The 12,946-nt window shown below is 65.5% G+C and carries 16 protein-coding genes and 1 pseudogene; 6 read left to right on the plus strand and 11 right to left on the minus strand.

The window, feature by feature from the left end:
• The 4 genes from Y704_RS20340 to Y704_RS0109975 form a co-directional block, all read right to left on the minus strand.
• On the minus strand, positions 1 to 753 hold a 753-nt coding region (locus Y704_RS20340; RefSeq protein WP_035772302.1), incomplete at its 3' end, for a cytochrome c biogenesis ResB family protein.
• A 64-nt stretch (positions 754 to 817) separates the two neighbouring features.
• A complete protein-coding gene (locus Y704_RS0109965) occupies positions 818 to 1,534 on the minus strand; it encodes a cytochrome c biogenesis CcdA family protein (RefSeq protein ID WP_051476909.1) in 717 nt (238 codons plus the stop codon).
• A gap of 79 nt (positions 1,535 to 1,613) precedes the next feature.
• Positions 1,614 to 2,213, minus strand: coding sequence for a TlpA family protein disulfide reductase (locus Y704_RS0109970; RefSeq protein ID WP_035772312.1), 600 nt, complete (start codon positions 2,211 to 2,213; stop codon positions 1,614 to 1,616).
• A gap of 60 nt (positions 2,214 to 2,273) precedes the next feature.
• A complete protein-coding gene (locus Y704_RS0109975; RefSeq protein ID WP_026550017.1) occupies positions 2,274 to 2,954 on the minus strand; it encodes a histidine phosphatase family protein in 681 nt (226 codons plus the stop codon).
• Between the two features lie 159 nt (positions 2,955 to 3,113).
• On the opposite strand from Y704_RS0109975, the gene Y704_RS0109980 reads away from it, so the two are divergent.
• Together Y704_RS0109980 and Y704_RS24005 are read left to right on the plus strand one after the other, a co-directional pair.
• Positions 3,114 to 3,665 carry a YceI family protein gene (locus tag Y704_RS0109980; RefSeq protein ID WP_026550018.1) on the plus strand — a complete coding sequence of 184 codons (552 nt, stop codon included), beginning with the start codon at positions 3,114 to 3,116 and terminating at the stop codon, positions 3,663 to 3,665.
• Between the two features lie 198 nt (positions 3,666 to 3,863).
• Positions 3,864 to 4,628 carry a hypothetical protein gene (locus tag Y704_RS24005; RefSeq protein ID WP_051476897.1) on the plus strand — a complete coding sequence of 255 codons (765 nt, stop codon included), beginning with the start codon at positions 3,864 to 3,866 and terminating at the stop codon, positions 4,626 to 4,628.
• A 9-nt stretch (positions 4,629 to 4,637) separates the two neighbouring features.
• On the opposite strand, the gene Y704_RS0109990 is transcribed toward Y704_RS24005, so the two are convergent.
• Positions 4,638 to 5,348 carry a redox-sensing transcriptional repressor Rex gene (locus Y704_RS0109990; RefSeq protein ID WP_026550019.1) on the minus strand — a complete coding sequence of 237 codons (711 nt, stop codon included), beginning with the start codon at positions 5,346 to 5,348 and terminating at the stop codon, positions 4,638 to 4,640.
• A gap of 145 nt (positions 5,349 to 5,493) precedes the next feature.
• Positions 5,494 to 5,757, minus strand: coding sequence for a glutaredoxin family protein (locus tag Y704_RS0109995; RefSeq protein ID WP_051476898.1), 264 nt, complete (start codon positions 5,755 to 5,757; stop codon positions 5,494 to 5,496).
• 64 nt (positions 5,758 to 5,821) lie between these two features.
• Between Y704_RS0109995 and Y704_RS0110000 the strand changes: the two genes are divergently transcribed.
• Complete coding sequence (locus Y704_RS0110000) at positions 5,822 to 6,634, plus strand: HAD family hydrolase (protein ID WP_051476899.1); 813 nt, start codon at positions 5,822 to 5,824, stop codon at positions 6,632 to 6,634.
• A 135-nt stretch (positions 6,635 to 6,769) separates the two neighbouring features.
• Here the strand turns inward: Y704_RS0110000 and Y704_RS23430 are convergent, their stop codons facing one another.
• From Y704_RS23430 to Y704_RS0110020, 4 genes are all read right to left on the minus strand, one after another.
• The gene (locus Y704_RS23430; protein WP_003792170.1) at positions 6,770 to 6,868 is read right to left on the minus strand and encodes a 30S ribosomal protein bS22; all 99 of its coding nucleotides are present in this window, start codon (positions 6,866 to 6,868) and stop codon (positions 6,770 to 6,772) included.
• Positions 6,869 to 7,040: 172 nt separating this feature from the next.
• The gene (locus tag Y704_RS0110010) at positions 7,041 to 7,253 is read right to left on the minus strand and encodes a helix-turn-helix domain-containing protein (RefSeq protein WP_026550022.1); all 213 of its coding nucleotides are present in this window, start codon (positions 7,251 to 7,253) and stop codon (positions 7,041 to 7,043) included.
• A 170-nt stretch (positions 7,254 to 7,423) separates the two neighbouring features.
• A complete protein-coding gene (locus Y704_RS0110015) occupies positions 7,424 to 8,077 on the minus strand; it encodes an ArsR/SmtB family transcription factor (protein ID WP_026550023.1) in 654 nt (217 codons plus the stop codon).
• 67 nt (positions 8,078 to 8,144) lie between these two features.
• Positions 8,145 to 9,347, minus strand: coding sequence for an acetoin utilization protein AcuC (locus Y704_RS0110020; RefSeq protein ID WP_253904285.1), 1,203 nt, complete (start codon positions 9,345 to 9,347; stop codon positions 8,145 to 8,147).
• A 125-nt stretch (positions 9,348 to 9,472) separates the two neighbouring features.
• Here Y704_RS0110020 and Y704_RS0110025 point away from each other — a divergent pair, with 125 nt between their 5' ends.
• From Y704_RS0110025 to Y704_RS22745, 3 genes and pseudogenes are all read left to right on the plus strand, one after another.
• Positions 9,473 to 10,885, plus strand: a complete 1,413-nt coding sequence (locus Y704_RS0110025; protein ID WP_026550025.1) for a TrkH family potassium uptake protein — start codon at positions 9,473 to 9,475, stop codon at positions 10,883 to 10,885.
• Positions 10,878 to 11,546, plus strand: a complete 669-nt coding sequence (locus Y704_RS0110030; protein ID WP_026550026.1) for a potassium channel family protein — start codon at positions 10,878 to 10,880, stop codon at positions 11,544 to 11,546. Before Y704_RS0110025 ends, Y704_RS0110030 begins: the two co-directional genes overlap by 8 nt.
• 131 nt (positions 11,547 to 11,677) lie before the next feature.
• Positions 11,678 to 12,762: pseudogene (locus Y704_RS22745) on the plus strand (glycosyltransferase 87 family protein).
• On the opposite strand, the gene Y704_RS25240 reads toward Y704_RS22745, so the two are convergent.
• Positions 12,719 to 12,946: pyrroline-5-carboxylate reductase dimerization domain-containing protein (locus Y704_RS25240; protein WP_035772303.1), on the minus strand; the 228-nt coding region annotated here is incomplete at its 5' end. The pseudogene Y704_RS22745 and the gene Y704_RS25240 overlap by 44 nt on opposite strands.

Consider the following 12,946-nt stretch of genomic DNA (forward strand, 5'->3'; position numbering starts at 1 on the left):
GAGCTGGTCTCCCGAGAAGTTCGAGCCCGGTGTGAACGAGTCATAGCCAACGAGGGTATTGACGAAGCTGTCACCCTCCACGATGATTTTCTGTCCGTTGTAGCCGAATAGGCTCCCCACGGCCACGGAGATCAGTACCCCGATGAGTGATGTGTGGAAGACGAGGTTCCCCAGTTCCTTCGAGAGCCCGCGTTCGGCCCCCACCGACGGCCGGTCGGTCCCGGTGTCCCGCACCTCTACGCGGTACCCGCGTTTCTTGAGGACCGCGGCGGCGTCGGCGGCAGCGGACGACGGCGTGATTCCCGCCTCCGCAGCCCGGGCTGCAGGAATCTCCAGCGTGCCGTAGACCGGGAGCCGTGAGAGCCGCTTGGGCGTGCGGGGCGGCTGTGACCGCAGGGCACGGCCGTGTGCCATCGCCCGCGGAATCACGCACCCGATCAGCGAGATGAAAAGCAGCAGATAGATGGCCGAGAACCACACCGACGTGTAGACATCGAAGAGTTGGAACCAATCCAGCACGGGGCCGGTGTCCGGATTGTCCGAGAGGTACTGCGTCACTACGCCGGGGTTGGCTGACCGCTGCGGGAACAGCGATCCAGGAACCGCCGCGACGGCGAGGAGCAACAGCAGGAACAGCGCCGTCCGCATGCTCGTGAGCTGCGTCCAGGCCCACCTCAGCGTTCCGGTGAAACCCAGCGCGGGCAGGACGGCGTCCGACCGCACTGCCTGGCTGCTTTCCTTTTCCTGTGTCACTCTGACCTTTCCTTGATGGCGACCCCTGGCTGGCGGGGTGGATCTCTCCGTGCAGCGCGGTGGATCAAATGGGCAGCACCACGCTGTTGACGAGGACATCCTGGAGCTCGGTGATCCACAAATTCCACACCCCCGTGACCATGAGGAGCCCTACCGCGATGAGCATCCCTCCGCCGGAACGCTGCAGCAGGAGGCGGTGCTTCCGGAAGAACTGGACTGCACCCATGCCCCGGCGAACCCCGAGGGCGATGAGGAGAAATGGAAGGCCAAGGCCCAGGCAGTAGACGAACGTCAGCACCGCGCCCTTGAGGGCGCTCGCATCATCACCGGAGATGGCGAGTAATTGCACTGCTCCCAGGGTGGGTCCGATGCAGGGAGCCCACCCGAGCCCGAACGTGACGCCGAGAAGCGGCGCCCCGATCAACCCTGCGGGCACGCGAGCACGGATGCGGTTTTCCCTCTGGAACCAGGAGAAACCACCGATGAACACGACGCCGAGCAGGATGACCACTCCACCGAACACCTGGATCAACCAGTCCTGTGAGAGCCGCAGCCAGGAGCCGAGCGCGCCGAACAGTGCGCCGTAGGCCATGAAGACTGCTGAGAAACCAAGGACGAACAGCCCGATGCCGGCGAACATGCGCCCCCGGCGCTGACGCTCAAGATCCACTCCCGTGAGGCCCGTGACGTAGCCGAGGTAACCCGGAACCAGCGGGAGTACGCAGGGCGAGGCAAACGAGACGAAACCGGCCAGCAGGGCGACCGGCAGGGCGAGGAGCATGGATCCGTTCAGGACGGCATCGGCGAAGGGATTGATCGCTGGGAGCAATGGAAGAGAGAGTCCGAGCGTTGCGCCGGCGCTACTCGGCGAGAGCATCTTGGATGAGGGCATTGAGGGTGCTTCGCTCCGCCAGGCCGAGGATCCGTGCCGAAATGCGGCCCTCTTTATCGAAGACCAGGGTTGTCGGCACGGCCTGCGGCGGTACATAGCTCGTCATGGCCAGGAGGACACCACCGTCCTGATCATCAAAGCTCGGGTAGGGAATGGCGAAACTACGCTCGAACGCTTCGGCGGTGGCCCGTTCATCACGAATGTTGACGCCGAAGAACTGCGCCCCCAGCGGCTCGAACTCACTATGCAGCGCAACGAGGTCCGGGGCCTCCTTACGGCACGGCGCACATGCGGCGTACCAGAAGTTGAGCACTGTCACACTGCCTGCCCACTCGGCGCTGGAGACCGAAGTGCCGTCGAACAGCTGTCCCGTCAGTTCGACGGGCTCCCCCCGCTCGCCGGCCGCGTATTCGGTGACCGAGCCGTCGCCCGCAATATAGTTCTTGTTGTCTCCGGCCGCGGCTTGCTGCGCCAACGGATCCTCCGCGGCGCAGGCCGCAAGCGCCAACGAAGCGGGGAGGCCCACCGCCAGCGCTGCTCCGAACTTCAGGAGCGACCGGCGGCCCATGGCAGGATTCGGTGTGTTCACGGCTTCTTTCGCAGATTTCTACAACGTGTAGTAATTCTATTACGCTCCTGGGACATTTGCCGCACCGGGCAACAGGTCGGCGCAGGGTTCCGTGTAGCGAACCCTGACCAGGGCGTCATCCGAGAAGTCCAGCGACGTGACGGAGGTCAGCGCGCATTCGCGCTGCCGGGGGTCGTGCCACAGCCTGCGCCGCTCCGCCGCGAGGCGGGTCACCCAGATCGGCAGCTGGTGACCGACGAGTACCGCTTCCGCGGGGCGTTCCGGATCAGTGTTACCTGCCGCAAGGGTGATCGCTGCCGCTCGGGCGTGCTGCACGGCCTCCATGACCCGGGTTACCTGTGCTGCGTACGGTTCACCCCAGGACGGCCGCAGGGGGTTGACCAGCAGGGGCCAGTAGCGGGGCTGCCTCAATCTGCTCTTGACGCCGGACATCCCCTCGAAACGGTTCTCGGCCTCGATGATCCTCTCCTCCGTATGGATGTCGAGGTTAAGGGCCGCTGCCAGCGGTTCGGCGGTCTCCTGGGCCCGCGTCAGCGGCGAGGCGGCAAGGTAGACCAGATTGGCGCCGTCGTTCTGGCGCTCCCCGAAATATCCCGCCATCTGTTCGGCCATCCGACGGCCCAGCTCGGACAGGTGGAACTCCGGCAGCCTCCCGTAGAGGACACCTTCGGGATTGTGGACCTCACCATGGCGCACCAGGTGGACGGTTGCTTGGGGCATGGCTCCAGTTTCCCAGAGTTCCCGCCCGGCGTTAAATCAGGTCGGATCGCCCGTCACCGCAAATTGTTGAACGTTTTACGGACCGATGGAATAAAGCATGCATACGCATGCTTATGTGGGGTGTAACGGCTTCCATGACCTCTACCAAGGAGAACCACCATGAGTATTCCCTCAGGACTGACCACCGGCACCTGGGCCTTCGACCCGTCCCACAGCGAAATCGGCTTCAGCGTCCGCCACGCCGGCATCAGCAAGGTCCGTGGCAGCTTCAAGGACACCGACGCCTCGCTGCAGGTCGGCTCCACGCTTGAGGAGTCCACGGTGACGGCGAACATCAAGACGGCGTCCTTCTCCTCCGGTGACGACAACCGCGACGGACATGTACGCGGCGCGGATTTCTTCGACGTCGAGCAGTTCCCCGAGATGACCTTCGTCTCCACATCAGTGACCGGCGCCGGCGAGACCTACGAGATCCGGGGTGACCTCACCATCCGCGGCATCACCAAGCCTGTGGTCCTGGATACCGAGTTCAACGGTGTCGCCGTTGATCCGTTCGGCGCCATCCGCGCCGGCATCTCGGGCTCCACGTCCATTTCCCGCAAGGAATTCGGTCTGACCTGGAACGCGGCGCTCGAGGCCGGCGGAGTACTCGTCGGTGACAAGGTCACCATCACCGTTGACGCAGCGTTCGTAGCTCCCGCCGCAGCCTAGCGGCACCCAGGCTCCGGCCAAGCAAGGCAGCACCTGCAGCTGTCGCCGCATCCACTCCGGGTGCGGCGACGGCTGTTCTTATAGTGTGAAGCAGACCAGCAGAAGAGGGTGCAGAATAGGGTGCAGACAGGGTTCGCCGCCCGCGGGCGTCTCGTGCGGGCATCGAGCGGCAACGTCCCGCACGGGAGAGGAAGCGTCATGAGTACGCCAGTGAACAACCCAGGCAGCGATCCCCAGGATCCGGACCGGCCCCAGTACGGTCAAAACGCACCCCAGCCGCCCCAGTACGGGCAGAATGCACCCCAGTACGGGCAGCAGGGACAGCCATCGCAATACGGCCAGAACCCGCCCCAGTACGGGCAGTACGGGCAGCAGGGACCGCCGCCCCAGTACGGCCAGAACCCGCCCCAGTACGGCCAGAACCCGCCCCAGTACGGGCAGTACGGCCAGCAGGGACCGCCGCAGTACCCGGGGTACGGCAACGCGGCCGGTCAACCCGGCTACTCCTACCCAGGAGGGCAAGGCGAAATGCTGGGTCAGAAAAAGGGTCCGGCCCCGCAGAAGGTCAATACCGCCTACTGGCTCATCATCGCTGCGGGTGTTGTCAATCTACTCTCGGCCGTCTTCCTGTCCCTGAACCCGTTGGCGTCGGTTCCGCCCGACCAACTCGTCGACCTCGAGTCATCGGGGGTGGATCCCGCCTCGCTGACGGGTCTGATCTCCACCCTTGTCATCGTCTTCTCGCTCATCTCGCTGGCCCTGTACGTATTGATTGCCGTCATGATCCGCCGCGGCAGGAACTGGGCCCGCATCACCGGCACCGTCTTCGCTGTGCTGTCGATCTTCAGTATCGCTTCGGGTTTCCTTGCGGCCATCTCGGTGCTGCTCGGCGTCGCCGGGATCGTGCTGTGCTATTTGAAGCCTTCGAACGAGTACTTCGCACCGCATCCGCAGCGGTACTAGCGGACGGGTCTACTGCGCAGAACGGGCGCTGGATACCGGGGGGAACTCCGGTTCCTGCGCTCGCTGCGCGTGATAGGCAAGAATCTGCAGCTCCGTGGACATATCGACCTTGCGCAGCTGCACATGGGCGGGGACCTGCAGCACCACAGGCGCGAAACTGAGAATGCTCGTGATTCCCGCGGCCACGAGACGGTCGCACAGTTCCTGCGCCACTGCCGCCGGCACCGAGAGCACAGCCATATTGGTGCGGGTGCGCCCGAGCACCACCTCCAGGTCATTCACGGAACTCACCCGCAGCCACCCCACCTCTGCACCCACCACCAGTTGGTCGGCGTCAAAGAGCGCCACGATCTCGAAACCCCTGGAAACGAATCCGGAGTACCCGGCAAGCGCGCGACCGAGGTTGCCCGCCCCGACAATCGCGACGCGCCAATCCAGGGTCAGTCCCAGCGCCATCGAGATCTGCCGGTTGAGGTACTGAACCTCATAACCCACGCCTCTCGTGCCGTACGAACCGAGGTAGGAGAGGTCCTTGCGTACCATCGGCGAATTGACTCCCGCCGCGTCGGCCAGCTCCTCGGATGAAACCCGCTCGACGCCCTCTGCCAGCAGTGTATTGAGGGCCCGCAGGTAAACGGTCAACCGGGTGAGTGACGCCGGCGGAATCTGGCGCCCGCCATCGCCTACTGGGTGAAGCCCCTGGACATCCGACGTCGTCACTGGTGTTTGCTCCGTTGCATCGCCTCGTACCGCGAAGGGCGGCACCCCATCCCCGGGCTCCGGCGGACCGCGGAAGTAATACCACTTTATGCCGCTGAAACAGACCCACCAAGCCGGGCCCGCCGGGTACCCGCCGGGAGCAGGCTCAGCCGCCGAGAAGCATGCGGAGGCGGGCCTCATCGATGGCCCAGAAGTCCCGTTGCACACCGTTGATCAGCAGCACCGGAAGCTCCTCCGCGAATCTTGCACGCAAGGCGGGCTCGTGGACCACCGACTGCTCCGTCCAACCGAGCCCCAGGCTTGCCGTGACGCGCTCCACCACGTCCCTCGCCGCCTGGCACAGGTGGCACTCCGGCTGCGTCAGCAGCACGACGTCGTAGGGTCCGCTTTCCGCGGGCAGCAACTCCATAGGACCCAAACTACTCTCCAGCCCATGGCGCGGCGCGCATCGCGCGAGGAATTAGACTCGAGCTATGCTGGCACCCACCCGGGGCACGACGCCCGCCTCGATGCGCCAGGGGTATGTTCCCGGTGAGGCGGCCTTCTTCGACGTCGACAACACGATGATGCGCGGCGCCAGCCTGTTCCACGTCGCGCGGAAGATGTACCAGCGCAAGGCTTTCACCCTGCGCTTTGCCGCCGGGCTTGCCTGGAAGCAGCTGCGCTTCATCATGCGCGGTGAAACCATGACCGACGTGAACTCGGTGCGCGACGCCGCTCTTGCCTTCGCCATCGGCATTGCTCATGCCGACGTTCTCGCCCTCGGCGAGGAAGTCTACGACGAGATGATCGCATCGAAGATCTGGCCCGGTGCCCGGGCGCTCGCAGAACAGCATCTGAACTCCGGACGGCAGGTCTGGCTCGTGACGGGCACACCGGTGGAGGTAGCGAGTGTCATCTCGAGCCGGCTGGGGCTGACCGGGGCGCTGGGGACAGTCGGCGAGGTGGCTGAAGGGCTGTACACGGGAAAGCTCGTGGGCGACTTCCTGCACGGCCCCGCGAAGGCGGCGGCCGTCCTCGACCTCGCCTCCAGGGAAAAGCTGGATCTCGCGAGGTGCTGGGGCTACAGCGATTCCTTCAATGACATTCCCCTGCTGACCGTGGTGGGCCACCCGGTAGCCATCAATCCAGACACCAAGCTGCGCCGCCATGCGCGCGCCAACAGCTGGCCGGTCTACGACTTCCGCAGCGGCCGCCGGGCGGCGACGCTCGGTCTCCGCGCCGCGACCAGCGCCGGCGCGGTGTACGGCCTCTGGCGCAGTTTCTCCCGCTTCCGCGGCCGCTGACGCAGACGCTCAGTCCGCCGACGGCGTTAACCACATCCGGCCCGCTGCTTCATCGGAGGACGAAACAGCGGGCCGGGAAAGACCGGTCAAGCGTCCCGCGAGCGGAACACAGCTGCCGGAGAGGGCCGTGCGGCCCTACTTCTTGTTGCGGCGCTGATGGCGGGTCTTGCGAAGGAGCTTGCGGTGCTTCTTCTTTGCCATACGCTTGCGGCGCTTCTTGATTACTGAACCCATAGAGTCCTCACAAACTTTTGTTGGTTTTCAGGCACCGTGGCGACCGGGGGCCGATCCACGGCCACCTGATGCTGGCATTGGAAAACTTGAGCGGCAGGAAAGAGCCGCTCAAAACGCTCCTTAACAGGGTACAGCCAAATGCCGAAGGCCTTGACCGGAGGTCTGACCCGGGTCAGGCAGTTTCGGACTGCCCGTCGACCCGAGCGGACTCCAGATAGTCCTGGACCGCGGATTCGGGAACCCGGTAGGACCTCCCGAACTGCACTGCGGGCAGGCCTCCCGCGTGAATGAGTCTGTACACCGTCATCTTGGAGACACGCATCAGTCCGGCTACTTCTGCGACCGTCAAATACTGCACATCCGAGAAATTCTTCCCGTCCGCCATGACACCACTGTTCCTTTGTTCGAAGGCTGATATCTGGGGCGGCACCACCGTACGGGCCGTCGGCCGCTCCACCGCATAACGCGTCACCGCACGGAGATGTTCCGCAGGAGCGGAATGATAAAGGCTTGAAAGCCGGAACGGAAGCACCCTGGGCGAGAATAGTGCCGAGCTTACCGTTGCTGGTCCCGCCTGCGGCGGAACTGCGCCAGGAGATCAGCAGCACGCTCGGCTGCCCGCCCCATGGTCCTGCCGAGCTGCTGCTGGCGCATGGTGCCGGCGGAACCATCCGGTGCGGGTTCCAAATTCCCGCCAGACGTCCCGGCGTGCAGGTGCGAAGCGGCCGGGTGGAGGACCTCGGGTGATCCGGGGGCCGCCAGCGCCGCGGCGGCCAGCGCTTCCGGACGTGCGGCGGTCAAGTCCCGGGATGCAGCCGTTTCGTCGGGAGGCCCCACTTCCCGGGCTTCAGGCGTCCCGTTACCGGCCCCGTCGACGGCCGGCCCGTTCTCGCCTCCCGCACTCGCCCCGGCACCGGAAGTCCCGGGGCGCCCTGCAAGGCGTGGGTCATTCCAGGCGAAGGAATCGAGCCACTCGAAGATGCTGTGCAGCGGAGCCGTCTCGAGCGAGTAATAGCGCTTCTGGCCCTGCGCCCTCATGGACACCAGCCCTGCTTCCCGCAGTACCTTCAGGTGCTTGGAGACAGTGGGCTGACTGACCTGCAGTTCGTCCACCAATTCGCCCACCGACCTGTCGCCCGAGCGGAGGTAGGCAAGAATTTCCCGTCGCGTGCCTTCAGCGACGACGGCGAACACATCGTCCATAACCATCTGCCCACCCTAGCGATATATGCGCCTGAAGGCATCTTCGGGCATCGCATCGGGCAGGTCGCGCACCCTAATCGAACCAGGGGTCGAGTCCGTGGAGAGGGAAAACTGCTTTGCGTGTCGCCATCACGGTACGATCCAGATCGTCATTGGGGTCGTAGCCCACTTCCCAGGACCGCCACCACAGGTCGGCTCCGTCGCCCATCAGAAGTGGAGCGTCCGACCCGAACCGTGAATGCATGTAATCCCGCCAGGCCGGAGGAACCGGGCTTTTCGGGTTGAGCGGCGCTCCCGCCGCCACGGCGATCAGAAGCGCCCACGAGCGCGGGACCACGCTTGTCAGGTTGTACCCGCCGCCGCCGGTGGAGATCCACCGGCCGCCGCAGAATTCCGCGGCGAGGTCTCGTACCGCCAGCATCATCGCGTGCTGCGCGTCCACGCTCAACCGCAGGTTGGTCAGCGGGTCCGTGACGTGTGAATCGCACCCGTGCTGGCTGACGATGACGTCGGGCGCGAATACCCCTGCAAGCTGCGGAACGATGGCGTGGAAAGCGCGCAGCACGGCCGAATCACCGGCGACAGTTGGCAGTGCGACGTTGACGGCGTAGCCCTCCGCCCGCGACCCACCGGTCTCGCTGGCGAAACCGGTTCCCGGGAAGAGGCTCATGCCCGTCTCGTGGAGTGAGATGGTCAGAACCCTGGAGTCGTCCCAAAAGATACTTTCCGTCCCATCGCCGTGGTGTGCGTCGACGTCGATGTAGAGCACTCGTTGGACGCCGCGGTCGAGCAACCGCTGGACTGCTGCCGCGGCGTCGTTGTAGATGCAGAACCCGCTGGCCTTCGCCCGCGCGGCGTGGTGCATTCCTCCACCGAAATTCACCGCATGCACCGCTTCGCCCGACACGATGGAGTCGGCGGCCAGCAGGGAACCGCCCACGAGCCTTGCGCTTGCCTCGTGCATGCCCGGGAAGCCCGGGTTATCGTCCGTACAGAGTCCCAGCTCAGGCCTCGCATCACCGGGGTTCGCACTGACCTCGCGGACAGCAGCGATGTATTCGGCGCTGTGGACGGCGGCCAGCTCGCCGTCTTCAGCGACGATGGGCTCCACCACTGTCACGGAGGGCAACTCCAGCAGGCCGGCATCCCGCGCGAGCCGTGCGGTCAGCGCCAGCCGCTCGGGATTCATCGGATGATGCCCGCCGAAGTTGTAGGCGAGCATCGATTCGTTCCAGACAACCTGTGTCGGAAGCGCGGGCGCAGAGTGGGTAGGCATCAAGGACAGGGTACGCGATCCACGGAATTCCTGACCACGAAGCCGTAGCAGAGGTGATTTACTACTCGGAGGACCTTTTCCGCCGCCTAGGCGGCACAGACAGCAACGGGGCAGAGCGGGCGTCAATGGTAAGTCAACAGCCGCGGTGGCTGCGCGGCGATCAAAGCGGGTACTTCCGGCTCCTCGGTGGAATCCGCGACTTCATCGACTCCTTCGCCAACTCCTCGCCCGCGCGGCTTGCCCTCTTCATCTTCCTGGCCGTCATCCTGATCTTCACTGCACTCCTCAGCCTGCCCGCGTCCGCGGCGGACGGCACTGTCACACCCCTGCACGACGCCCTGTTCACTGCCGTCTCCGCGGTCTGCGTCACCGGGCTCACTGTGGTGTCGACCGCCACCCACTGGTCGTTCTTCGGCCAGCTGGTCATCCTCCTGGGAATTTTCATCGGCGGCCTGGGCACCCTGACGCTGGCCTCTCTGCTGGCGCTGATCGTGAGCAAGCGCCTCGGTGTCCGGGGTAAGCTCCTCGCCCAGGAAGCCATGAACAACGCGAGCCGGCTCGGCGAGGTCGGCACCCTGCTGCGGATCGTCATCACCACCTCGATCGCGATCGAGATCGTGCTGGCCGCGGTGATGATTCCCCGCTTCATGGTGCTCGGCGAACCCTGGTGGCAGGCTGTCTGGCACGGCATCTTCTATTCCATCTCCGCCTTCAACAACGCCGGGTTCACTCCCCACTCGGACGGGCTGGTACCCTACGAGACCGACCTCTGGATCCTCATCCCGCTGATGGTGGGCGTCTTTCTGGGCAGCCTCGGATTTCCCGTCATCATGGTGCTTCTCCAGCTCAAGTGGCGCTACCGGAAGTGGACCCTCCACACCAAACTGACGATTGCCGTCTCGCTGATCCTCCTGGTGGTGGGAACTGTCGCCTGGGCGGCCATGGAGTGGGCGAACACGCGGACCATCGGGAACCTCAGCGCCTCCGACAAGATCATCCATGCACTCTTCGCCTCCGTCATGACCCGCTCCGGCGGGTTCAACCTGGTGGACCAGGGTGCCATGGACTCCACCACCATGCTCCTCACCGACGCTCTGATGTTCGCCGGCGGGGGCTCGGCGTCGACCGCGGGCGGCATCAAGGTGACCACGATCGCCGTGATGTTCCTTGCCATCGTTGCCGAGGCGCGCGGCGACTCGGACGTGCGGGCGTGGGGGCGGACCATTCCTCCCGGCGCCATGCGGGTAGCCATCTCCGTGATCTTCATGGGCGCTACGCTGGTCCTCGTGGCGACCGGCCTGATCCTCGCGATCTCCGGCGAGGAACTCAACCGGGTTCTCTTCGAAGTGATCTCCGCCTTCGCGACATGCGGGCTCAGCACCAATCTCAGCGCCGAGCTTCCACCGGCGGGCAAGTATGTCCTGTCGGCACTGATGTTCGCGGGGCGCATGGGAACCATCACCCTCGCGTCCGCCCTCGCACTGCGGCAGCGCAGCACGCTGTACCACTACCCGGAAGAGAGGCCCATCATTGGCTGAAAGACCAGCACACAACGCACCGGTCCTGGTGATCGGCCTGGGGCGCTTCGGTGCGGCCACGGCGGAGCAGCTCGTGAAACAGGGCCGCGAGGTCCTGGCGATCGAGCGGGATTCCCAGCTGGTACAGAAGTTCTCGGGCATCCTGACCCATGTGGTCGAAGCTGACGCCACCAACCTCGACGCCCTCCGCCAGCTCGGTGCGCAGGAATTCTCCGCCGCCGTCGTCGGTGTGGGGACCTCGATCGAGTCGAGTGTCCTCATCACGGCGAACCTCGTGGACCTCGGCATCGATCACCTGTGGGTCAAGGCGATCACGCCGTCGCACGGGAAGATCCTCAAGCGCATCGGCGCCAACCACGTGATCTACCCCGAAGCCGACGCCGGTCAGCGGGCCGCCCACCTCGTGGGGGGCCGGATGCTCGACTTCATCGAGTTCGACGACGGCTTCGCGATCGTGAAGATGTACCCGCCCAAGGAAACGCAGGGCTTCACACTCGAGGAATCCAGTGTCCGGTCGAAGTACGGCGTCACGGTGGTGGGCGTGAAGTCCCCGGGTGAGGACTTCACCTACGCCCGTGCTGACACGAAGGTCTCGAGCCGCGACATGCTGATCGTCTCGGGGCACGTGGATCTCCTTGAGCGCTTCGCGGGCCGTCCCTGAACCCCGCCACAGCCCGTGCAGCTGCCCTTGTCGCGGGCTCGGCGGTTGCACTGGGCCTGGTGGTCCTCTCCGCGCAGATTCATGGCCTCGACCTTCTGGTGTACCGGCAGGGCGCCCTCGCCCTGCTGGGGATGGCCGGCGACCAGCAACTGTACGACGCATCACTGATCCAGACGGACACCCGCAGCCTGCCGTTCACCTACCCGCCGTTCGCCGCACTGCTGTTCACGCCCCTCGCCCTGATCCCGGCGCCCGCCGCGCTGCTGGCGGTGACCGGCGTTTCCTGCGCGTGCCTCGTGGTTGTGGCACGCTGGGTCACCCGCTACCTTGCCGACCGGAAAGCCCTCCCGCTGTGGGCGTCCACCGACTGGGGGAAGGCTGCGGTGCTGGTTCTGGTGGTGCTTCTCACCGGCATCAGCGGTCCGTGGCGGGAGGGGCTGGGTTTCGGCCAGATCAACCCCTGATCATGGTCCTGATCGCCGCTGACCTCCTCAGGCCCGCAGGCCGCGTGCCACGCGGCCTCCTCATCGGTCTGGCCGCAGGCATCAAGCTGACCCCGCTCGCCTTCGGGCTGATCTTCCTCGTCCGGAAGGATTGGCGCGCGGTGGGAGCTCTGGGCGCCGGGTTCCTCGCCACCGCGGCCATCGGCTGGCTCGCGGCGCCCGGCGAATCAGCGGCGTTCTGGTTCGGTGCCATGACGGATCCGGCGCGCGTCGGTGACACCACCGACATCTACAACGTGTCGCTGAACTCGTTGCTCGCCCACCTGGGAGCAGGCGGCACCCTGCGGCAGTCCCTCTGGATCCTCGCGAGCCTTGCGGTAGTCATGCTCGGTTACGCTGCGATCCGCCGCGCGGAGGGCGACGGCGACCTCGTCCGCGCCATCAGCGCCAATGCCGTCGTCATGCTCGCCATCTCGCCGATCTCCTGGTTCCACCACTGGGTATGGATCGCATTCCTCATTCCGGCCGCCTACCTCCACTCGAAGCGTCCGGGAGCAGGGCGGACAGCGGAACTCTGTATCACGGCCCTGCTGGTGCCGGTGATGATGTTCTCGTCGATTACCGTGACCCTCATCCTCACGGGTCGCGTGTCCGGGACCGGCCCGCCGGCCCTCGAACTCTTCACGGGGCTCGGGGTCCTGCTTCCCGTGGCCCTGCTGGTCCTGTGGCTCAGGCCCGGGGCTGCCGGTCCGCGCCGCGAAGCTCGAGGGTGATTTCCGCGGCGCGTTCGGTCGCGGCCCGCGCGCCTGCCGCGATCAGGTCCATCAGCCCGAGCTCCTCGAAGGTCTCGATGGCGCTCTGGGTGGTTCCGTTGGGGCTTGTCACGGCACGCCGGAGTGCCGTGGCGTCGGCCCCGTCCTCGGCGAGCATGAACCCTGCCCCGGCAACCGTCTCACG

The sequence above is a fragment of the Arthrobacter sp. Br18 genome (assembly GCF_000520555.1).
Lineage (GTDB): Bacteria > Actinomycetota > Actinomycetes > Actinomycetales > Micrococcaceae > Arthrobacter_D.